At 70.8% G+C, this 20,224-nt stretch carries 20 protein-coding genes; 12 read left to right on the top strand and 8 right to left on the bottom strand.

Annotated elements, in window-relative coordinates:
- Positions 1-3: 3 nt before the first annotated feature.
- The 4 genes from paaC to LWP59_RS27960 all read left to right on the top strand — a co-directional run bounded on the left by paaC (position 4) and on the right by LWP59_RS27960 (position 3,495).
- Positions 4-873 (top strand): 1,2-phenylacetyl-CoA epoxidase subunit PaaC, encoded by an 870-nt coding sequence (paaC, locus tag LWP59_RS27975; protein WP_144642967.1) that lies wholly within the window; start codon positions 4-6, stop codon positions 871-873.
- The gene (gene paaD / locus LWP59_RS27970) at positions 867-1,349 is read left to right on the top strand and encodes a 1,2-phenylacetyl-CoA epoxidase subunit PaaD (protein ID WP_144642968.1); all 483 of its coding nucleotides are present in this window, start codon (positions 867-869) and stop codon (positions 1,347-1,349) included. The genes paaC and paaD overlap by 7 nt, the downstream gene beginning before the upstream one ends.
- Positions 1,350-2,420, top strand: coding sequence for a 1,2-phenylacetyl-CoA epoxidase subunit PaaE (gene paaE, locus LWP59_RS27965; RefSeq protein ID WP_229857618.1), 1,071 nt, complete (start codon positions 1,350-1,352; stop codon positions 2,418-2,420).
- Positions 2,421-2,487: 67 nt separating this feature from the next.
- Positions 2,488-3,495, top strand: coding sequence for a hypothetical protein (locus LWP59_RS27960; RefSeq protein WP_144642969.1), 1,008 nt, complete (start codon positions 2,488-2,490; stop codon positions 3,493-3,495).
- Between the two features lie 228 nt (positions 3,496-3,723).
- Here LWP59_RS27960 and LWP59_RS27955 read toward each other — a convergent pair whose 3' ends face one another.
- The 3 genes from LWP59_RS27955 to LWP59_RS27945 all read right to left on the bottom strand — a co-directional run bounded on the left by LWP59_RS27955 (position 3,724) and on the right by LWP59_RS27945 (position 7,318).
- Positions 3,724-5,028: an MFS transporter gene (locus tag LWP59_RS27955; protein WP_144642970.1), complete on the bottom strand. Its 1,305-nt coding sequence runs from the start codon at positions 5,026-5,028 to the stop codon at positions 3,724-3,726.
- Positions 5,029-5,060: 32 nt separating this feature from the next.
- A complete protein-coding gene (locus LWP59_RS27950) occupies positions 5,061-6,386 on the bottom strand; it encodes an MFS transporter (protein WP_229857619.1) in 1,326 nt (441 codons plus the stop codon).
- A 158-nt stretch (positions 6,387-6,544) separates the two neighbouring features.
- Positions 6,545-7,318 (bottom strand): IclR family transcriptional regulator, encoded by a 774-nt coding sequence (locus LWP59_RS27945; protein ID WP_144642972.1) that lies wholly within the window; start codon positions 7,316-7,318, stop codon positions 6,545-6,547.
- Between the two features lie 137 nt (positions 7,319-7,455).
- Between LWP59_RS27945 and LWP59_RS27940 the strand changes: the two genes are divergently transcribed.
- The 8 genes from LWP59_RS27940 to trxA are packed head-to-tail and all read left to right on the top strand — an operon-like array spanning position 7,456 to position 14,652.
- Positions 7,456-8,061: a CoxG family protein gene (locus tag LWP59_RS27940; protein ID WP_144642973.1), complete on the top strand. Its 606-nt coding sequence runs from the start codon at positions 7,456-7,458 to the stop codon at positions 8,059-8,061.
- A complete protein-coding gene (locus LWP59_RS27935; protein ID WP_144642974.1) occupies positions 8,061-8,939 on the top strand; it encodes an FAD binding domain-containing protein in 879 nt (292 codons plus the stop codon). Before LWP59_RS27940 ends, LWP59_RS27935 begins: the two co-directional genes overlap by 1 nt.
- Complete coding sequence (locus LWP59_RS27930) at positions 8,902-11,217, top strand: xanthine dehydrogenase family protein molybdopterin-binding subunit (protein ID WP_144642975.1); 2,316 nt, start codon at positions 8,902-8,904, stop codon at positions 11,215-11,217. The genes LWP59_RS27935 and LWP59_RS27930 overlap by 38 nt, the downstream gene beginning before the upstream one ends.
- Complete coding sequence (locus LWP59_RS27925; RefSeq protein ID WP_144642976.1) at positions 11,214-11,687, top strand: (2Fe-2S)-binding protein; 474 nt, start codon at positions 11,214-11,216, stop codon at positions 11,685-11,687. Before LWP59_RS27930 ends, LWP59_RS27925 begins: the two co-directional genes overlap by 4 nt.
- Positions 11,684-12,442, top strand: coding sequence for an alpha/beta fold hydrolase (locus LWP59_RS27920; RefSeq protein WP_144642977.1), 759 nt, complete (start codon positions 11,684-11,686; stop codon positions 12,440-12,442). Before LWP59_RS27925 ends, LWP59_RS27920 begins: the two co-directional genes overlap by 4 nt.
- A gap of 10 nt (positions 12,443-12,452) precedes the next feature.
- The gene (locus LWP59_RS27915; protein ID WP_144642978.1) at positions 12,453-13,895 is read left to right on the top strand and encodes a UbiD family decarboxylase; all 1,443 of its coding nucleotides are present in this window, start codon (positions 12,453-12,455) and stop codon (positions 13,893-13,895) included.
- Positions 13,896-13,924: 29 nt separating this feature from the next.
- The gene (locus tag LWP59_RS27910; protein WP_144642979.1) at positions 13,925-14,314 is read left to right on the top strand and encodes a MerR family transcriptional regulator; all 390 of its coding nucleotides are present in this window, start codon (positions 13,925-13,927) and stop codon (positions 14,312-14,314) included.
- Positions 14,314-14,652, top strand: coding sequence for a thioredoxin (trxA, locus tag LWP59_RS27905; protein WP_144642980.1), 339 nt, complete (start codon positions 14,314-14,316; stop codon positions 14,650-14,652). The genes LWP59_RS27910 and trxA overlap by 1 nt, the downstream gene beginning before the upstream one ends.
- Before the next feature lie 538 nt (positions 14,653-15,190).
- Here the strand turns inward: trxA and LWP59_RS27900 are convergent.
- From LWP59_RS27900 to LWP59_RS27880, 5 genes are read right to left on the bottom strand one after another with little or no spacing between them, the layout of a single operon-like run.
- A complete protein-coding gene (locus LWP59_RS27900; protein ID WP_144642981.1) occupies positions 15,191-16,195 on the bottom strand; it encodes a ketopantoate reductase family protein in 1,005 nt (334 codons plus the stop codon).
- Positions 16,188-16,976, bottom strand: a complete 789-nt coding sequence (locus LWP59_RS27895) for an SDR family NAD(P)-dependent oxidoreductase (RefSeq protein WP_144642982.1) — start codon at positions 16,974-16,976, stop codon at positions 16,188-16,190. Before LWP59_RS27895 ends, LWP59_RS27900 begins: the two co-directional genes overlap by 8 nt.
- Positions 16,976-18,262: an MFS transporter gene (locus LWP59_RS27890; protein ID WP_144642983.1), complete on the bottom strand. Its 1,287-nt coding sequence runs from the start codon at positions 18,260-18,262 to the stop codon at positions 16,976-16,978. Before LWP59_RS27890 ends, LWP59_RS27895 begins: the two co-directional genes overlap by 1 nt.
- A 2-nt stretch (positions 18,263-18,264) precedes the next feature.
- Positions 18,265-19,155 (bottom strand): polysaccharide deacetylase family protein, encoded by an 891-nt coding sequence (locus tag LWP59_RS27885; protein ID WP_144642984.1) that lies wholly within the window; start codon positions 19,153-19,155, stop codon positions 18,265-18,267.
- Positions 19,152-20,177: an Lrp/AsnC family transcriptional regulator gene (locus LWP59_RS27880; RefSeq protein ID WP_229857620.1), complete on the bottom strand. Its 1,026-nt coding sequence runs from the start codon at positions 20,175-20,177 to the stop codon at positions 19,152-19,154. Before LWP59_RS27880 ends, LWP59_RS27885 begins: the two co-directional genes overlap by 4 nt.
- Positions 20,178-20,224 lie beyond the last annotated feature (47 nt).

Below are 20,224 nucleotides of genomic sequence, written 5' to 3'. Positions count from 1 at the left end.
CTGATGTTCTCCGACAACGCCTACGAGGCACTGGCCGACGCCCACGACGACTCCCGATGGGCCTTCGGCACCGGGTTCACCGATCCACTGTCCGGTGTGGACACCTCGGTGCCGTCCGGAATGGACGGTGCGGCGCTCGCCGCGTACTGCCTCATGCTGGGCGACGACGCACTGGTCTTCTCCCACCGGCTGCAGGAGTGGTGCACCAACGCGCCCGAGCTGGAGGACGAGGTCGCGATCGCGAACATCGGCCTGGACCTGCTGGGCCAGGCCCGGCTGCTGCTCGCCAGGGCGGGGAAGGCCGAGGGCGGCGACCGCTCGGAGGACGACCTGGCGTTCCTGCGGCAGGAGAACGAGTTCCGCAACGTCCGGCTGGCCGAGCTGGAGCGGGGCGACTTCGGGCAGCTGATCGCCGCGCTGCTGGTGTTCGCGACCTGGCGGCTGGCGTTGTTCGAGCGGCTCACCGGCAGCGCCGACCCGGTGCTCGCGGCGATCGCGGCCAAGGGCGTCAAGGAACTGGCCTACCACCGCGACTACGCGGCCCAGTGGACGGTCCGGCTCGGCGACGGCACCGAGTACTCCCACGAGCGGATGCGGGCCGGGCTCGACGCGGTGTGGCCGTACGTCGAGGAGCTGTTCACCCCGCACGAGATCGAGCGGCAGGTGGGCGTCGACCCATCGTCGGTGCGCGAGGTTTTCGACGATGTACTGGCGCAGGTGCTCTCCGCGGCGACACTGACGCGACCCGAGGTGGCGCCGCGCGCGGGCGTGGCGGGCCGGACGGGCCGGGACGGCGTGCACACCGAGGCGATGGGCTACCTGCTCGCCGAGCTGCAGAGCGTGGCGCGGGCCTTGCCGGGAGCGAAGTGGTGAGCGCGCTGGCCGTCGCCGAGACGGTGACCGATCCCGAGCTGCCGATGCTCACCCTCGCCGATCTCGGCGTACTGCGCGAGGTGTCCGAAGTGGATGGACGGGTGGTCGTGTCGATCACGCCCACCTACACCGGCTGCCCGGCGATGGACACGATGCGCGACGACCTGGTGCACGCCCTGGAGCACGCCGGCTACGACGAGGTCGAGGTGCGCACGGTGCTCCGGCCCGCGTGGTCCACCGACTGGATCACCGAGGACGGTCGCCGCAAGCTCGCGGAAGCCGGGATCGCGCCGCCCGGTGTGGCGCCGCGTGGTCCCGTCCGGTTGACCCTGACGCCGCCGGTGCGACAGGTGCGGTGCCCGCACTGCGGTTCGGCCGAGACCGAGCTGCTGTCGGAGTTCGGGCCGACCGCCTGCAGGGCGCTGCGCCGCTGCCGTGCCTGCCACGAACCGTTCGAGCACGTCAAGGAGATCTGAGTGACCACCAGTTTGCGTGCGCCGTTCCACCCGCTCACGGTGGCGGCGGTCGAGCGGTTGTGCGACGACGCGGCGGCCGTGACGTTCGAGGTCCCGCCGGAGCTCGCGGACACCTACGCGTTCCGCGCCGGGCAGTCGCTCACGCTGCGCCGGACGATCGAGGGGCGGGACGAGCGGCGGTCGTACTCGATCTGCGCGCCCGAGGGTGGCGCGCCGCGTATCGGCGTGCGCGAGGTGCCGGGCGGCCTGTTCTCGTCCTGGCTGGTGCACGAGGTCCGGCCCGGCGACGAGGTCGAGGTCGCCGCCCCGGCCGGCCGGTTCACCCCCGACCTCGCCGCGCCCGCGCACCACGTGCTGATCGCGGCGGGTTCGGGCATCACCCCGGTGCTCTCGATCGCGGCGACGGTCCTGCGGGACCCGGCAGCTTCGGTCACGGTGATGTACGGCAACCGGCGCACCGATTCGGTGATGTTCGCCGACGAGCTGGCGGATCTGAAGGACCGGTATCCGGCGCGGCTGGAACTGGTCCACGTGCTCTCGCGCGAGCCGCGCGAGACGGAGCTGTTCACCGGGCGGCTGGACGCGGGCAAGCTCGAAGCGTTGCTGGCGCTGGTCCCGGACGTGCGGGCGGTCGGGCACTGGTGGCTGTGCGGCCCGTTCGGCATGGTCACCGACGCGCAGGCGCTGCTGCTGCGGGCCGGGGTGGCGCCGGAGCGGGTGCACCAGGAGCTGTTCTACGTCGAGGACGTGCCGCCCGCCCCGGTCCGTCACGAGGACGCGCAGGTCGAAGGGCTCACCAGCGAGGTCACGATCGTCCTCGACGGCCGGTCCACCACCACCGCGCTCCCACGCGACCTGGCGATTCTGGACGGCGCGCAGCGGGCGCGGCCGGACCTGCCGTTCGCGTGCAAGGGCGGGGTGTGCGGCACCTGCCGGGCCAGGGTGACCAGCGGCAAGGCCGACATGCGGCGCAACTTCGCGCTCGAGGAGTCCGAGGTCGCGGCGGGCTTCGTGCTGACGTGCCAGTCCCTGCCCTGCTCGGACACCCTCACCGTCGACTTCGACTCCTGACGCCGGGGCTGCTCCCGGGGCGCTCGCGGCTTCGGTTGTAATGGACCGGATCGCAGGGAGGTCCGCCATGGAACCGGTTGCCGCAAGCAGGCTTCTCGTGCCGTCGACGACAGGTGTCGCCTTCGACGACGAGTACAGCAGGCTCCGCTGGAACGCGGGCAGCGCGTTGCTCACCCGGCGCCTCGGTTACGGCGTTCTGCTCGCGGTGGCGTTCTGCCTTCTCGTGGTCGTGGCCGGGGCGCTGCACGACCGCCATGTGCTCGCAGTCGGCGTACTGGTGGGTCTCGCGCTGGCCGGCTTCGTCCGGCAGATGCTCCGGGCCGCCGCCGGCCGGCGGGTGGTGTGGCGGCTGTGTTCGCGGCTGCCGTGGCGCGAGGTTCCGGCGGAGGTGTTCCGTGCCGGCAGGGAAGGCGTCGTTTCAGTCTCACTCGACGGCCGGACGGTGCAGTTCGACCTGCGGTTGCGCAACGGCGCGGCGAGCATCGGCGAGCAGGGACGGGTATGGCTGTGCGGTCCGGATGAGCGCGGCCGTGTGCTGATCCGCGTCGCCGGCGCCACCGGTGGACACCGGGCTCGGACGCGGAGGGAACCGCTGGCAGAGCCCGTTGTATCGCGTCGGTCAGGGGGCGGCACGGCGCCGGTGGTACTGGCCGTGGCGCTGTTGTGCCTGGCTGTGGGTGCGGCGGCGCTCGTGCCGGGTTGGCGGCGGAACTCCCTCGTCGCGATGGTCACCGGTGACGTGCTGGTCTTCGTGGGCCTGGTCCTGCTCTTCGCCGTGGTGCGGTTCGCGATGCTTCGGGCGTCGAGGAAGCTTGCCAATGCGCCCAGGCAGACCTGCTCCACATTCCGGCTGCTCTCGTGGTCACCGGGCAGGCTGCTGCGCGGCCCGCTGACCGGCGAACTCGAACTGCCCGGCGGGACCTGGCGCATCGAAGCGCGGAAGGCCCCGCTGGACCTCGTGGCCAATGTCCGCGCCGGCGCGACCGTATGGGTCGCGGGCACAGCGGGGCGGGTGGCGATCGGTGTCGCCGGTGACCCCCGGCTTGTGGCGGCGAAGATGTCGAGAACCCGCTGACAGGCCGGCTCCTCGAGCAGGAATCGCCAAGGAGACAGTGACCACGGCAGGGAAATCGTCCGGCAGACGGAGTTGCCGCCCGCCGTGGTTCGTCGACCTGACCGGCGAGGCCATCACGTGGACCTGCTGGAGGCTCAGCCACAACGGGCTTCGGGTGAGGCCGGAAATGGTTTCGCGGTCGGCACGAACATGTGGACCTTCCGTGCCGACCGCGCGTCAAGGGGTGCGCTACTCGATCGCCTCGATCTTGCGGCCCGTGCGGTCGGGCGCGGCCAGGGCGAGGACCGCGGCGGCCACCGGGCCCACGATGCCGAACGCGAGCGCGAGCGGCACCGTGCCCGCGATCGACAGCGCGACGAGCGGGAACAGCCCGGCGCCGAACCCGCGCCCGGCGTAGTAGGCGAGGTTCGAGCCGCTGGAACGTACGCGCGTCGGGAAGAACTCGGCCATCCAGATGCCGAGCACCCCGAACCCGCTGGCCGCGGCGGCGCACATCATCAGCGCCCAGAACGTCGGCGAGACCCAGAAGTTCGGTCCGATCTTCGCGCTGTGCGTGAGCACCAGGACGAGGAACCAGGCGAACCCGATGATGCCGAACGCGCCGGCGACGAACATCGCCCACTTCCGCCTGATCGCGTCCGAGAGCATCCCGGCGAGCGGGTAGGTGACCGCGGTGACGATCAGGTTCAGCAGCACGATCAGGCTGGCCGTGCCCAGCGGCACCTTCTCCACCTTGATCAGGAACGTCGAGAGGTAGGAGATCATCGAGTTCGTGGTGAGGAACAGCGCGGTGGCGATCGCCATGAACAGGATCGTGCCGCCCGCGTACCCGCCGCGGAACAGGTCGAGGATGGGGACCTTGGTGCGCCGCATGTTCTCCGGCACCCGGCCTTCCTTGAGCTCCTTCTGGTAGGTCCGCCACTGCTCGGACTCGGGCAGCAGCACCGCCGAGGCCACCCCGATGAGCAGCGTCACGATGCCGATCAGGATGTAGCCCGCGCGCCACCCCGCGCCGGTGCCGAACCCGACGATGCAGAAGTAGATGATGCCCTCGGTGACGATCTGGCCGACCATGTACATCGACTGGATCGAGCCACCCATCAGGCCGCGCTTCCGCGTCTTCCACGCCTCGGCGAACATCGAGTACGACAGCCCGAACAGCCCGCCCATGCCGACCCCGGCGAGCAGCCGGGTCAGCAGGAAGAGCAGGTAGTTCGGCGCGAGGCCGCCGAGCAGCGCGGCCAGTCCGAACATGACGACCGAGCCGGTGTAGGTCCAGCGGCGGCCGTAGAGGTCGCCGAGCCAGCCGCACAGGATCCCGCCCGCGATCGACGCGAAGCCCTGCAGCGTCGACACCTGGACGAGCTGGATGGTGCTGACGTGCAGGCTGTCGGACAGGTACGCCAGCGGGTAGCCGACGAGGTTGAGCTCCGCGCCGTCGAAGAGGGTGCCGAGGAAGGCGAAGATCAGGATGCGCGCGGTGGCCGGGCGCACGCCACCACCCACGGGGGCGGTGATTCGGACGGTCGACATTCGGGTCCCTTTCACGGGGCGGGAGGAAGGGCTTACTCGGGCAGTTGCTGCCCGCGGGTCTCCGGGCAGAACGGGGCGACCACGAGGCCGAGGATGTAGATCAGCCCGACCGCGGTCGCCGCGACGCCGTAGCCGCCGAACCGGGAGATGATGGCCCCGGAGGTGAGCGGGCCGAGGAACGCGACGAACCGCGCGGCGTTGAACACGAACGCCGCCCCGGTCGCGCGCAGGTGCGTCGGGTAGAACTCGGGCAGCCACACCGGCATCCAGGTGTACTGGCCGAGCGTGAAGAACCCGTTGATCACGAGCACGACGACGATCAGGCCGAGGCTGTGGGTCCACAGGAACAGCACCGGCGTGAGCACGAGCGACAGTCCGAAGTAGAGCAGCACCGCGGGTTTGCGGCCGATCTTGTCCGCGAGGAAGCCGAACCCGACGTAGCCGGCGATCGCACCGGCGTTGTAGATCATCCCGGCCCAGCTCGCCCACGACACCGCCGAGTGCCCCGACGCCGCGGCCCGCGACGCGACGTAGGAGGGCACCCAGGTCGAGATGCCCCACCAGCCGAGCGTGGTGACCAGTGACATGAGCGACCCGAGGATGGTCAGCTTGCGCAGCTTGGGGTCGACCATGATCTGGCGCAGGGTGAGCCGCGTGTAGGACTTCTCGTGCGCCGTCAGCTCGGACTCGGCGCGGGCACGCAGCTGCTTCCGCTGCCGGTTCGCGCCGGTCCACTGCTCCGACTCCGGCACCTTCCGCCGCAGCCACAACGCGAACAGCGCGGGCAGCACGCCGATGAGGAACATGTAGCGCCACGAGCCAGGGCCCAGCGGGGCGATGAAGTACCAGCAGGCCGAGGCGATGAAGAAGCCCAGGCCCAGCCCGCACTGCATGAAGCCGGCGGCCTTCGCCCGCGCGTGGTCCGGCCAGGTCTCGGCGACCAGCGACGTCCCGGTGCCCCATTCCGACCCGAGCGCGAACCCGGTGATGAACCGCAGCACCAGGAACGAGGTCCACGACCAGGACACGGCGGTGAGGCCGGTGAACGCCGCGTAGAGGACCATCGAGGTGAGCAGGGCACGGCGGCGGCCGAAGTAGTCGGCGAACACGCCGCCGAGGATGCCGCCGAAGCCCCAGCCGAGCAGGGTGACCGCGATGGTCGCGCCGGTGAGGAACGAGACCTGTCCCGCGGGGGCGGACGGGTCCAGCTGCCGCAGCACGACGCCTGCGGTGAGGATGAGTGCGTAGGTCTCGAACCCGTCGAACAGCCAGCCCAGGTTCGCGGCCAGCAGGGAACGCCACTGGGTCCGGTCCAGGGTCTTGGTCCAGGAAGTCCTGGCTACGGCGACCTCGTTCACGGATGTTCTCCCTTCCGGGCCGCCATGGGCCGGATCGGAAGTGTAAGTGTCTCGTATGCAAGACATCCAGTCCTGCATGCGGCACATTAAGCGAGCCGGTGGGCGTGGTCAAGAAAGGATCGTGCGCCCGTGATCAGCTCAGTTCCGCAATTACGGAACTATTCCACGAATTTCGCCGCACCTCCGGTGCGTTCGGTGATGCGCATGCCGCATTCGCGGATCAGGTCACCGTAGTGTTCTACATTGGACTCGTTCAGTTCCGAGGCGAACGCGAGCGAGCAGACGACCATCGAGACCCGGCCCTGCGCGTCGAACACCGGCGCGGCGACCCCCGACTGGCCGGGGTCGTACTCGCGGATGCTCTTGCTGTAGCCGCGCTCCCGCGTCGCCTTCAGGACGTCGTGCAGGTCGCCGACGCTGGTCACCGTCTCCTCGGTGAACTTCTCCACGCCGTAACGGGTGACCAGGCGGTCCACCTCCGCCGGGTCCGACCAGGCGTGGAACGCCCGCATGATCGCCGGCGCGGAGAAGGGGAAGGTGTCGCCGATGCCGACGGTGATCCGCACGCCCTTGCCGCGATCCCCCTTCGCCAGCACCGAGTACGCCATCTGGCCGTGCCGTTGCACCGCGAAGGCGATGAAGCCGATGCGCTGGCTCAGCGCGTCCAGCTCCTGCTGCACGATCTCGGACATCCAGTCCTCGGAGACCCGCGCCATCGCCAGCAGCCGGGGGCCCAGTGACCAGCCGCCGCGGTCGCCGCGGCTCGCGGTCCAGCCGGCGCGCTGCAGCGTGCCGAGGATGTTGTAACAGGTACTGCGGTTGAGCTCGAGCTCGTCGATCAGCACCCCGGACGCGACCGGTTCGGGCCAGTCGCGGGCGATCCGCTCCAGTAGTCGCACCGCGTTGCTCACCGCTGGTACGTCGCTCGCCATGCTCACCTCTCGCCATCGCGTTTCTGCGCACGGTAGCCGACCACATTCCGTGCGAGTTGCCGCCAAGCCTATTTGCGCGGAAACGAAACCATGTTAACGTCCTCTATAGCAGACACGAAGTCCTCTATGGTGGTCATATGAAGCTGGGTTCCTCGTTCGTCGTTCCGGCGGGCCAAGATCGGGTGTTCGCGCATTTTCTCGACACCGACACGATGCGGGTCAGTATTCCGGGGTGTGCGGAGCTGACGAAGTCCGACGACACGCACTACCGCGGGAGGCTGGTCAACGAGATCGCACACGTCCGGTTCAGCGCCGGGTTCTCCGCGGAGATCACACAGCTGACCGAGCCGTCCGAGGTGCGGGCGCTGCTCAAGGGGGAGGACCACAAGCTCGGCAGCTCGATCAAGATCGACGCCGTGCTCGCGGTCCAGCCCGACGGCGCCGGCTCGTCCAAAGTGGACTACAGCCTCGACGTCGCGATCTGGGGCAAGATCGGCCGCCTCGGCGAGTCGATCGTGCGGCGGCGCTCCCAGGAGGTCGAGCGCGAGTTCGTCGCGGCCTTCAGCGAGATCTGCAGCAGCGGTCCGCCCGGGCCGGGCAACCCCGGTCTGCAGTCCGTGCTGGACAAGCGCGACGGCGGTGCGGCGAAGAAGGAGAAGCCCGCCGCGGCTCCCGGCGTGCCCGCGAAGCAGTCCTGGTGGCGGCGCCTGTTCGCCAAGCTGTTCGGCGGGGGGAAGAGCTGATGCCCGCCTACCACTACCCCGACACGCTCGACGAGGCGTGCACGATCCTCGCGTCCGGGGAGGACGCGATGGTCTACGGCGGCGGCACCGCCGTGCAGATCCTCGTCAAGCAGGGCGTGCTGTTCGCCTCGGACCTGGTCGACATCGGCCGGATCCCGGGGCTCGGCGAGATCGAGCGCACCTCCGCCGGCCTGCGGGTCGGCCCGCTGGTCACGCTGCGGCAGATGGAGACCAGCCCGCTCGTGCGCGAGGTCGCGCCGCTCGCGGCCGAGGTCTACGGGCACGTCGCCAACCCGCGGGTGCGCAACACCGCGAGCGTCGGCGGCAACATCGCCCACGGCGACTACCGGCTCGACCCGCCGACGGCGCTGCTGGTGCTGGCCGCGACGGTGGAGCTGACCTCCTCGCGCGGGAAGCGTTCCGTGCCGGTCCGGGAGTTCTTCGTGGACTTCCAGAAGACCGCGGTCGAGCCCGGTGAGGTCATCACCGCGATCGAGATCCCGCGCCAGCCGGAGTCCGCGGGGGCGCATTTCGCCAAGTACAGCAGCCTTTCCGCCAACGACTGGCCGGCCGCGTCCGCCGCGGCGCTGATCGTCGACGGCTCCCGCAACCGGCGTCAGGTCCGGCTCGGGCTGGGCGCGCTGTCGCACATCCCGCTGTTCACGCAGTTCGAGGTGGCCGCCGACAGCCCGGTCGAGGACGTGGTGAGCGCGGCGAAGGAGGCCGCGACGCCGCTGATCGACCCGATCCCCGACGTGCGCGGCGGCTCCGAGTACAAGAAGCGGCTCGGCCTGGTGGCCGTCGAAGAAGCCGTCCGGTTTTCCTGGAAGGAGGGGCACGATGGCGGGCGAACCCCGTTCTGGCGTCGCCGTCGGTGAGCGCTGGGCCCGGACCGACGGGCGCGCGAAGGTCCGCGGTGAGCTGCGATACGCGGCCGACCAGCCGGTCCGGCCGTGCCTCGACGTCGCCGTGCACCGCAGCACCCGCCCGCACGCCCGCATCACGGCGATCGACACCGAGCGCGCGCTCGCGATGGACGGCGTCGTCGCCGTCGTGACCGGCGCGGACCTGTACGGCAAGCTGGGCGACCGCATCTTCACCGGCCCCGCGTTCTCCGACCAGCCGTGCCTCGCGGTGGACAAGGTCCGCTACGTCGGCGAGCCCGTCGCCGCGGTCCTCGCGCACGACCTCGCGACGGCGCGGAAGGCGGCCGAGGAGATCGAGGTCTCCTACGACGAGCTCGACCCCGTGCACGACGTCGACGCGGCGGTCACCGGAACGTCCTACGTGCACGACGAACTGCGCCCGTCGATCGTGTTCGGCGACCTCAAGCACCTGCGGGGCAAGCGCGACACCAACGTCAACTACGAGTTCAACCTCCGCCGCGGGGACGTGAGCGAAGAGGGGACGACCAAGGTCGAGGCCGAGTTCTGGGCGCCGCCGACCCACCACGTCCCGATCGAGCTGCCGTACGCGGCGGCGTGGGTCGAGAGCGACCGGCTCGAGCTGCTGGCCACCACGCAGACCCCGTCCTACGTCCGGCAGAGCGTGGCCGACCTGCTCGACCTGCCGCTGAACCGGGTGCGGGTGCGGACCGCCCCGCTGGGCGGCAGCTTCGGCGCGAAGATGTACGACCGGCTCGAGCCGCTCGCGGCCGCGCTGGCGTGGACCCAGGGCACGGCGGTGCGCGTCGCCGCCACCCGTGAAGAGGCCTTCCTGCTCACCACGCGGCACGGCGCCGCGGTGACCGGCAGCATGAGCGCCGACGAGAACGGCCGGATCGTCTCGGCCACCGCGGACGTCCGCTACGACACCGGCGCCTACGCCGACGTCGGCCCGCGGATCACCGCGAAGTCGGGCATGGTCGCCACCGGTCCGTACAAAGTGGACAACGCGTGGGTCCGCTCGCGGTGCATCTACACGAACAAGCCGTCCGCGGGCCCGTTCCGCGGCTTCGGTGTGCCGCAGGTGACCTGGGCGCACGAGTCGCTGGTGGACGAGCTCGCGCGCAAAGTGGGCGCGGACCCGGCCGAGTTCCGGCGGCGGAACCTCTTGCTGGAAGGCGATGTCGCTCCGGTCGGCACCCCCATGCACAGCGCCGACTTCCTCGGCAGCCTCGATGCGGTCACCGAGGCGATCGACTGGGACTCGCCGTTCGAGCGGCAGGAGGGACGGCTGCTGCGCGGGCGCGGCGTCGCGGTCGGCATCAAGGCCGTGCTCACCCCGACGATCTCGAATGCGTCGCTCCAGCTCAACCAGGACGGCTCGGCGACGCTGCTGATCAGCACGGTCGACATGGGCCAGGGCAGCGACACGATCATGGCCCAGATCGCGGCCGAGGTGCTCTGCCTCGGCGAGGGCCAGGTGCGGGTGGTGGACGCCGACACCGACGTCACTCCGTACGACACGATCACCGCGGGCAGCCGGTCGACCTACCACACCGGCAACGCCGTCCGGCTCGCCGCCGAGAAGATGCGGGACAAGCTGGTCGACCTCGCGGCGAAGCACTTCGGCGTCGAGGCCACCGACATCAAGGTCACCGGCGACGGCCTCGTCAGCGCCCAGACCCAGGAGACCGTCGGCATCGCCGAACTGCTGCACGCCCACTTCGGCGCCCGGGGCACGACACTGACCGCGGAGGCGAACTTCAGCACCTCGTGGCAGCCGTACGACCACGACACGGGCCAGTCGCCGCAGGTCACCGAGCACTGGTTCGCCGGTGCGGTCGCCGTGCAGCTGACCGTGGACACCGCGACCGGCCGCGTGCACATCGAGCACCTGGCCGTGGCCGGCGACGTCGGCCGCGCGATCAACCCGAAGCTGGTGGAGCAGCAGCTCTCCGGCGCGGCGATCATGGGCATCGGGCACGCGCTGTTCGACCAGCTGGTCTTCGACGAGGGCCAGATCGTCAACGGCACCCTGCTGGACTACCAGCTGCCCTCGATCAAGGACATGCCCGACAAGCTCACCCCGATCATCATCGAGAGCCCGCACCGGACCGGCCCGTTCGGCGCCAAGGGCGTGGGCGAGACGGCGATCATCCCGATGGCGCCGGCGATCGCGAACGCGGTGCGCGACGCGACCGGCGTCCGGATCACGACGCTGCCGCTGACGCCGGAACGGATTCTCACCGCGATCACGGAGGAACAGCGATGAGGGAGATCGAGCTGGCCGTCAACGGCAGGCGGCGCAAGATCGCGGTGGGCGACGACGAGCTGCTGCTCGACGTGCTGCGCCGCGAGTTCGGCACGACCAGCGTCCGCGAGGGCTGCGGGGTGGGCGCCTGCGGGGCGTGCACCGTGCTGGTGTCCGGCCGCAGCGTATCCAGCTGCCTGGCCCGCGCCGCGCGGTACGACGGCGCCGAGGTGAGCACGGCCGACGGCCTGCCGAAGGACGACGACGTGGTCGAGGAGTTCGTCGCCGCGGGCGCGGTGCAGTGCGGCTACTGCATTCCCGGGTTCGTGATGATGACGCACGAGCTGCTCGGCGAGAACCCGCAGCCGAGCGAGCAGGAGATCGGCCAGCACCTCGAAGGCAACATCTGCCGCTGCGGCACCTACGAGGAGATCCGCACGGCGATCGGCTGCGCCGCGAAGCGGCGTCAGGTGGAGAGGAAGACCGCGTGACCCTGTACGCGCACCGCACCGGCACGTCCGGCCGCCCGGTGGTCCTGCTGCACCCGCTCGCGCTCAGCGGCGCGGTGTGGGACCCGGTGGCCCGGTTCCTCGGCGGCACCCACCAGGTGCTCGCGCTCGACGCACGCGGGCACGGGCAGTCTCCCTGGGACGGCAAGGACTTCACGGTCGAGGACATGGCCGCGGACGCCGCCGAGGTGATCGAGGGCTTCGATGCGGGGCCCGCGGACGTGATCGGGTTGTCGATGGGCGGCAGCACCGCACTCGTGCTCGCCGCCACCCGGCCCGACCTGGTGCACAATCTGGTACTGGCCGACGGCACCGCCTGCTACGGCCCGGACCGGGAGCAGGTGTGGGCCGAGCGCGCGGAGCGGGCGGTCAGCGTGCCGCGGGTGAAGCAGCTGGAGTTCCAGCGCGACCGGTGGTTCGCCGAGCAGTTCCGCGAGCAGCACCCCGAGGAGGTGGAGCGCGTCTGCGACATCTTCCTCGCGACGGACTCGCAGGCGCACGCCGCCGCCTGCCGCGCCCTCGGCGCCCTCGACGCGACGTCCTTGCTGGGGGAGGTGCGGGCCGAGACCCTGGTACTGGTGGGGGAGGAGGACTACGCCACCCCGCCGGAGATGGCCCGCGAGCTCGCGGCCGGCATCAAGGGCGCGCAGCTGCGGGTCCTCGAGCGCACCCGGCACCTGAGCCTGCTCGAACGCGCCGACCTGTGGCCGGACGTCGCCACCCATCTCGGTTCCTGACGGAGGAAAAGTGACCGAACCGCTGCTGAGCCTGCGCTCGCACATCGACGCGATCAAGGGCTTCGGGGAGCTGCGCGAGGTGCGCGGGGCGCACTGGGACCTGGAGCTCGGCGGGATCGCCGAGCTGAGCTACCGCAGGGACCTGCCCCCGGCGCTGCTGTTCGACGAGATCGTCGGCTACCGGGCCGGGCTGCGGGTGCTCACCGGCAGCACGGGTTCCCCGCGGCGGCTGGGCCGCACGCTGCGCCTCGGCGACGACCTCGACGACGTCGGGGTCGTGGAAGCCTTGCGCGGCAAGCCTTCCCAGTGGGCCGCGGCGGCGAAGCAGTTCCCCGTCGAACGCGTGGACTCGGCGCCGCTGCTGGCCAACGAGGTGCCGGGCGAGCAGGTCAACCTGCTCGACTTCCCGGTGCCGCGCTGGCACGCCCACGACGGCGGGCGGTTCATCGGCACCGGGTGCTTCATCGTCACCAGCGATCCGGAGACCGGCGTGCACAACGGCGGCTGCTACCGGATGGAGGTGCAGGACGACGGGCGCAGCGTGACCGTCGCCGCGGTGCCGGGCAAGCACGGGGCGCAGCACATCCAGCGCTGGTTCGAGCGCGAGGGCCGGGCTCCGGTCACCGTGTCGTTCGGGCACGACCCGCTGCTGCTCGTCCTCGGCGGCACCGAGGTGCCGCGCGGGGTCTCGGAGCTGGAGTACGCCGGGGCGGTGCTCGGCGCCCGGGTGCCCGTGGTCGAGGGAACCGACACCGGCCTGCCGATCCCGGCGGGCAGCGAGATCGCGATCGAGGGCTGGCTGCGGCCGGACCACCTGCGTGACGAGGGGCCGTTCGGCGAGTGGACCGGGTACTACTCGGGGCGCCGGCGGCCCAACCTCGCGATCGACATCACCCGGCTCTGGCACCGCGACGACCCGATCCTGCTCGGCGCGCCGCCCGGCAAGCCCCCGCACGACTACTCCTACATGCGCACGGTGATGAAGTCGGCGATGATCTCCGACGAGCTCGCCGCGACGGGTGTGCCGGGTGTGGTGAAGGCGTGGGCGCACGAGTCCGGCGGCGGGCGGCTGTTCGTCGCGGTGTCGTTGCAGCAGCGGTATCCGGGGCACGCGCGGCAGGTCGCCTACCTCGCGGCGCAGTGCCCGGCGGCGGCGTACATGAACCGCTACGTGGTGGTCGTCGACGACGACATCGACCCGGCGGACCTGGACCAGGTCATCTGGGCGATGTCGACGCGCAGCGACCCGTCGCGGGACATCGAGGTCATGAAGCAGACCTGGGGCAGCAAGCTCGACCCGCTGTGGGTCGAGGGCTCGCCGACGCACAACAGCCGGGCCATCGTCGACGCCTGCCGGCCCTACGAGCGGCTCGACTCGTTCCCGAAGGTCGCCCAGAGCGATCCAGAGTTCCTGCGGGAGATCGAACAGCGGTGGCGTGACGTCTTGCTCTGACGTCCACGTCAAGGTTTACGTTCGGGAGTATGCGAATCGGTGAGCTCGCCCGGCGTGCCGGGACGACGACCAGGGCGCTGCGCTTCTACGAGTCACAGGGGCTGCTGACGGCCCGGCGCTCGGCGAACGGGTACCGCGAGTACGGCGAGGAGGACATCCGGCTCGTCAGCGAGATCCGCACTCTGCAGGAGGTCGGGCTGACCCTCGACGACACGCGCCCGTTCGTCGACTGCCTGCGCGCCGGGCACGAGACGGGTGACTCGTGTGCCGGTTCGATCGAGGTGTACCAGCGCAAGCTGGACGAGGTGAACGCCTGCATCGACCGGCTGACCGAGGTGCGGGCCGCGTTGCTGGGCAAGCTCGCCGATGCGCTGCCGAAACAGCCGGGCCCCTGCGGCGTGCTTCCCGAGGAGAACTGATGAGCGTGTCGACTGCCACCGACGAGACCTTCGCTGCCCAGGTGCTGCGGCGAGAGGGTGCCGTGCTGGTCGACTTCTGGGCGCAGTGGTGCCCGCCGTGCCACATGATCGCGCCGTTGCTGGCGGAGATCGCCCGCGAGCGGGCGGGCTCGCTCACGGTGGTGAAGGTGAACACGGACGAGAACCCTGGCGTGGCAAGGGATTACCAGGTCATGTCCCTGCCGACGCTGTTGCTCTTCCAGGACGGCGAGCCTGTGCGGAGCATCGTAGGGGCGAGGCCGAAGGCACGCCTGGACGCGGACCTGGACGAGGCACTAGGAGCGCGGGCGCGCGTCTAGTTTTCGAGCTTCGCCACCTGGGACACCGGAGCCCGACAACTCTCAGCCCCCACCAACGGCGACCCGGCAACGGCAGCCAGGGATGGCCGCGCCCGGCCGCCCCCTTACCCCGATCCCCGCGTCCTTCAGCGGTCGACGCGCCGGGTCAAGGCATCTTTCCCGCCTTGACGCGGTGTGGCGACCGTTGAACGATAAAAGATCGGGGCGGGGCGGCCCACCTCGCGCTCCGCGCGAAGTGCTTCCCGCGCTGCGCGCAGGGAAAAGATCAAGAGAGTCCTCGCCGGACTGGCAGGCTCAAAGATGAGCCAGGAAAAGTCCTGTCACGTCACCTTCTCGACGTGGTCGAGTTGTGTGGTCATCCCGTCGCCTGCGGTTTGTGCATATCACTTTGCCCCAGGCCCGCAAGCTTTGTGCTCTCGGCCGTCGGACCCAGCGCAGGTTGCGGTCCCGGGGCAAAGTGATGCCGCGAGTTCAGGCGACGGGATGACCACCCACCTCCGGGGCCTGGCAAACCCCTGCCGCCTGCCGCGACCCCGCCTTACGCCAGCCCCTGCTCCAACTCCCGCAGGTGCTCCTCCGTCATCGCTGCCTCGCCGGTCGCCACCGCACGCAAACGCTCCAGCATCGCCGTCAGCAGCGGCACGGGGATCTCCCGCTCCGCGGCCTCCGCCACGACCGGGCCGTAGTGGTGGAACACCTCCACCGGACGGTGCCGCACCGCGATGTCCCGCCAGATGCCGCTGCGGTCCTTCGGCTGGGTCCGCAGCCACGCCGTCAGCCGGTCCGTCGCGGCCTCCCGGCCCGCCGCGCCGGGCAGGTACACCGACGGGTCGAACTGGTCGAACGGCTCCAGCCGCCGCCCAGCGGACACGGCCACCGCCAGCACCTCCGCGGTGATCGCGTACATCAGCGGGCGGTGCCGGTCGATCAGGTCCGCCATCGGCGCGTCCGCGAGCGCGGTCGTCGTGAGCATCGCGCCGAAGCCGAGCTTCGACCACAGGTAGCCTTCGACGTTGTCCGTCGCCTTCGCCGGGCCCCACGCCTGCAGGTCCGCCACGACGGCCTCGACCCGCTCGGTGATCCGGCCGTCCGGCTCGCCCACGACCAGCGCGCCCTGCCCGCCGTCCCGGATCACGCCCGGTTCGACGACGTCCGCGAACAGGTTCACGAACGCGCCCACCGTCCGCTCCGCACCCACGGCCGACGCGATCAGCTGCTCGTTCAACCCGTTCTGCAGCGACACCACGAAACCGTCGTCGGCCAGATGCGCCTTCAACCACGGCAGCACGCCTTCGGTGGCCTGCGCCTTCACCGCGAGCAACACCCGGCCCAGCCCGGAAGGCGCCTCGTCCGGGATCACCGCCTCGACGGTCACCCGCGAATCGCCGTCCGGGCCCCGGGACGTCAGCCCGTGGGTGCGGATCGCGGCGACGTGGTCCTCGTCGGCGTCGACGATCAGCACCCGATGGCCCGCCCGCGCGAGGTGGAACGCGAGCGTGCCGCCGATCGCACCGCCGCCGACGACCGTATAAGAGTCAGGCATGAAGCTGTCCTTCCAGAGATCCTTGCTGCACAGCGGTTTCCCCGTCCCAGTGCAGGGGCAGTGAGGGCGCGCCCGCGGTCGAGCCGCCGTCGACGCGCAGCACGGCGCCGGTGATCCACGCAGCGTGCTCGCCGGCGAGCCAGTACACGGCCTCGGCGATGTCCACCGGTAGCCCGCGCCGCCCCAGCGGGTTCACCGACACCGCGGCCGCGTAGGCCTCGGTGACCGGGTTCGCCGGGCTGTCGACGGTCACGAACCCCGGGCTCACCGCGTTGACCCGGATGCCGTGGGCGCCCAGTTCGACCGCACACGCCTTGGTCAGCATTTCCAGCGCCGCCTTGGAAGTCGCGTAGTGCGCGGCACCGGGACGGGCACGGGTCGCCGCGCCGGAGGAGATGTTCACCACCGAACCCGAGCCGCCCTGGCGTCCGAACGCGACAGTCGTGAGCAGCGCCGCGCGCACGTTCACGTCCTGCACCCGGTCCCAGGCCTGCGCCGTCATCTCCAGCAGGGGCGTCGCCGGGTAGATGCCCGCGGCGTTCACCAGTACGTCGAGGCGTCCCGCGCGGTCCACCAGCCCTTCGGCGAACGACGCGTCGGCGAGGTCGCCCGGTAGTTCGGCGACCTCCACGCCGTGTTCGGTCCGCAACGCGTCGGCGGTGGCGGACAGTTCGTCCGCGCGGTAGTCGGACAGGGTCAGCCGGGCACCGTCGGCGGCGAAGCGGGCCGCGATCGCGGCCCCGATCCCGCCGGCCGAGCCGGTGACGAGGACGTGCCGCACTACAGCTCCTTTCCCTTCGTTTCGGGCATCGTGAGGTACACCGCGACCCCGATCACCGCCGCGACCGCGACGTAGAGCCACACCAGGTTGCCGTGGTGGTTGGCGTTCATCCACGTCGTCACGTACGGCGCGGTGCCGCCGAACAGGGCGACCGCCAGCGCGTACGGCAGCCCGATGCCCGTGGTGCGGACCTCGGGCGGGAACTGCTCGGCCATGATCACCGCGCAGTTCGCCGAGTAGCCGACCACGAACACCAGCCCGACGATCTCGATGACCAGCAGCGTCCAGAAGTTCGCGGACAGGAAGTGGAACGCGGGCCAGGACAGGATCAGGAACCCGGCCGCGAACGCCGTCATCGTCGGCTTGCGGCCGATCCGGTCGGACAGCAGTCCGCCGAACGGCAGCAGCACCAGGAACACGATCATCGCGATCGTGTTGGCCAGCAACGCCTTGCTCAGCGGGATTCCGGTCGCCAGATGCGCGTAGGTGGGCATGTAGGTGACCCACACGTAGTAGATCAGCGTGCCGGCGATGGTGATGCCGGCGACCCGCAGCGCGGCGGCGGGGTGGTCGCGGAACATCGCGACGATCGGGTTGCGGCGCTTGACCCGCTCGATCGTCCGGAACGCCTCGGTCTCGTGCACCGAACGCCGCAGCCACAGCCCGACGAGCCCGAGCGCGCCCGCGACCCCGAACGCCAGCCGCCAGCCCCAGCCGTGCAGGTCGGCGTCGTCGAGCGTCGAGTTGAGCACGGTGCCCAGCAGGGAGGCGATGAGCGCGCCCGCGCCGACCGAGACCTGTTGCCACGAACCGGCGAACGCCCGGCGCCCGGCCGCCGCGGACTCGATGAGGAACGCCGAGGAGGAGCCGAACTCACCACCCGCGGAGAAGCCCTGCACCAGCCGCGCCAGCAGCAGCACCAGCGGCGCGAGCACGCCGATCCGCGAGTACGTCGGGCACACGGCGATGACGATCGACGCCGCGGCCATCAGCGAGATGGTGAGCGTCAGGCCCTTCTTGCGGCCGAACCGGTCGGCGTAGGCACCCAGCACCGCCCCGCCGACGGGCCGCATCACGAACCCGACGGCGAACACGGCCAAAGTGGACAGCAGCGCCGCGGTGTCGTTGCCCTTGGCGAAGAACTGCCCGGCGAAGACGGGGGCGAAGGTGGCGTAGACCGCCCAGTCGACCCATTCGACGGTGTTGCCGATGGCTCCGGCGAAAATCGCCTTGCGCTGTGCCGCGCTCAGCCGGTGCGTGGCCGGCGCTCCCGTTTGGACGGTCATGGCTACTCCTGGTCGGCGAGGACGTGGTCGACGATCTGGGCGTGGGTGGCGAACCACACCCCGTCGTGCCCGGCGATGTGCTCGAGCAGTTCGGTGAGCACCGCGATGCGCGAACGGTGCCCGATGATGTGCGGGTGCATGGTGAGCTGGAAGATCCCGCCGTCCGCGTACGCGGCGTCGAACTCGTCGCGCCAGATCGACAGCACACCGCGCGGCGGGGTGTAGGGCCGGAGCGAGGCGAACCGGTCCATCATGAAGTACGGCGCGTCGTCGCGGATCCACTCCACGGGCAGCTCCACCACGCCGGTCGGCTCGCCGCCGGACAGCAGCTCGTAGCAGTCGTCGTCGGCCATCAGCGACGAGTCGTACCGCAGCCCGAGCTCACGCGTGATCTCCAGTGTCTGCGCGGAGAAGTCCCACGACGGCGTGCGGATGCCGACGGGGCGCGTGCCGGCGAGCCGCTCCAGCGTGTCCGCGGCGCGGAAGGCGAGGTCGCGCTCGTCGGCCGGGCTCAGCTGCGTGTTGCGCTCGTGGATCCAGCCGTGCAGCGCGACCTCGTGTCCGGCGTCCACATAGGACTTGACCTCGCCGTCGTGCAACAGCGCCGACACGGCAGGCATGAAGAACGAGGCGGGGGCGGAGAAGCGCTCGAGCAGGCGAAGGATGCGCGGTACCCCGACGCGCGCGCCGTACTCGCCCTGCGCGAGCTTGCCCGGCAGGACCTCGCCGTCCCGCAGCGCGGGAGTCTCGTGGTCGGAGTCGAACGACAGCGCGACGGCTACCTTCGCGCCGCCGGGCCACGAGGCGGGCCGCAGTGCGCGGCCGGCGCGCACGTGCTCGACGTGGCCACGCCAGGTCGGCTCGTCCCACTGCCAGGGTTGTTGCTCGCTCACACGTCCTCCAAAGCGGGTCGGGATGTGGCCGGGGTGGAGACCCAGGCACGTTTGAGGGTGGCCACCTGCAGGGTGATGTCGGCGGCCTGCAGCCCGGGCAGCGCACCGACGACGTCGGTGGTGTGGCGGTAGAGCTCGCCGTAGTGCCGCAGCACGATCTGCCCGGCAAGGTTGAACCGGCCGGTGGTGGCCGAGAGGTACTTGGTGGCCGGATGCGCCGCCAGCTGCTGGCCCGCCCTGTCCAGTTCGGACGGGAGCACCGACAGCCAGAGCATGAACTCCAGCGCGTAGCCGAACAGGGCGGGCTCGGCGAGGGTGCGGAAGCGCAGGCAGCCGCGCCGCACCAGGGAGTCGATCCGGCGGGCGACGGTGGACTCGCTGCTGCCGACCTGCCGCGAGAGGTCCTTGAACGACATCCGGCCGTCCTCGCCGAGCGCGGCGCTGATCGCCAGGTCCAGCTCGTCCAGCTTCTCCGGCGGGCTCTCCCAGTGCTGCTCCTCGAAGGGCCGGGCGTCGCCGCCTCGCAGCTCGCGCGCGGCGGCGTCGTCGAGCTCGCCGGAGTTCCAGTCGTGGTTGGAGATGAAGGTCCGCATCACCGCGAACGTCTCGGTCTCGCGCAGCGCACCGGCCCCGGGCAGGGTGTCCAGCCGCAGGCCGGCGACGTCCTCGTAGGAGGGCAGCACGACCTCGGCCACGCAGTCCGCGCTGCCCGCCAGGACGCTGACGTACCGGGTGTCGGGGCGGGCGGCCAGCGCTGCGGCCACCTCGTTCGCGGTGCTCGGCGCGCAGCGGGCGCGGACGAGCACCGGCACGCCCAGGCCGCAGCGCAGCACGTCCAGCACACCGATCACGCGCAGCTGCCCGGACTCGGTCAGCTGCGCGACACGACGCAGCACCGTGGACTCGCTGGTGCAGGCGTGCTTGGCGATCGCACCCCAGCTCGCCCGACCGTTGAGCTGGAGTGCGCCGGCGATCCGCCGGTCCAGCTCTCGGCCTTTGACGTCGTTCTGCACAAGATCCATTGTTGATGCAGGATTACGTCACGTCAAGGGGTAATAATGCATGAAAT

The sequence above is a fragment of the Amycolatopsis acidiphila genome (assembly GCF_021391495.1).
In the GTDB taxonomy this organism is placed as follows: domain Bacteria; phylum Actinomycetota; class Actinomycetes; order Mycobacteriales; family Pseudonocardiaceae; genus Amycolatopsis_E; species Amycolatopsis_E acidiphila.
The sequence above is the reverse complement of the archived record's forward strand: the minus strand, read 5'-3'. Positions and strand labels throughout refer to the sequence as shown.

Excerpts from the sequence above, each read along its gene's own strand:
- paaC (WP_144642967.1), top strand. The coding sequence starts at position 4 with ATGTTCTCCGACAACGCCTACGAGGCACTGGCCGACGCCCACGACGAC.
- LWP59_RS27960 (WP_144642969.1), top strand. The coding sequence starts at position 2,488 with ATGGAACCGGTTGCCGCAAGCAGGCTTCTCGTGCCGTCGACGACAGGT.
- LWP59_RS27955 (WP_144642970.1), bottom strand. The coding sequence starts at position 5,028 with ATGTCGACCGTCCGAATCACCGCCCCCGTGGGTGGTGGCGTGCGCCCG.
- LWP59_RS27945 (WP_144642972.1), bottom strand. The coding sequence starts at position 7,318 with ATGGCGAGCGACGTACCAGCGGTGAGCAACGCGGTGCGACTACTGGAG.
- LWP59_RS27940 (WP_144642973.1), top strand. The coding sequence starts at position 7,456 with ATGAAGCTGGGTTCCTCGTTCGTCGTTCCGGCGGGCCAAGATCGGGTG.
- LWP59_RS27935 (WP_144642974.1), top strand. The coding sequence starts at position 8,061 with ATGCCCGCCTACCACTACCCCGACACGCTCGACGAGGCGTGCACGATC.
- LWP59_RS27930 (WP_144642975.1), top strand. The coding sequence starts at position 8,902 with ATGGCGGGCGAACCCCGTTCTGGCGTCGCCGTCGGTGAGCGCTGGGCC.
- LWP59_RS27925 (WP_144642976.1), top strand. The coding sequence starts at position 11,214 with ATGAGGGAGATCGAGCTGGCCGTCAACGGCAGGCGGCGCAAGATCGCG.
- LWP59_RS27910 (WP_144642979.1), top strand. The coding sequence starts at position 13,925 with ATGCGAATCGGTGAGCTCGCCCGGCGTGCCGGGACGACGACCAGGGCG.
- trxA (WP_144642980.1), top strand. The coding sequence starts at position 14,314 with ATGAGCGTGTCGACTGCCACCGACGAGACCTTCGCTGCCCAGGTGCTG.
- LWP59_RS27900 (WP_144642981.1), bottom strand. The coding sequence starts at position 16,195 with ATGCCTGACTCTTATACGGTCGTCGGCGGCGGTGCGATCGGCGGCACG.
- LWP59_RS27890 (WP_144642983.1), bottom strand. The coding sequence starts at position 18,262 with ATGACCGTCCAAACGGGAGCGCCGGCCACGCACCGGCTGAGCGCGGCA.
- LWP59_RS27880 (WP_229857620.1), bottom strand. The coding sequence starts at position 20,177 with ATGGATCTTGTGCAGAACGACGTCAAAGGCCGAGAGCTGGACCGGCGG.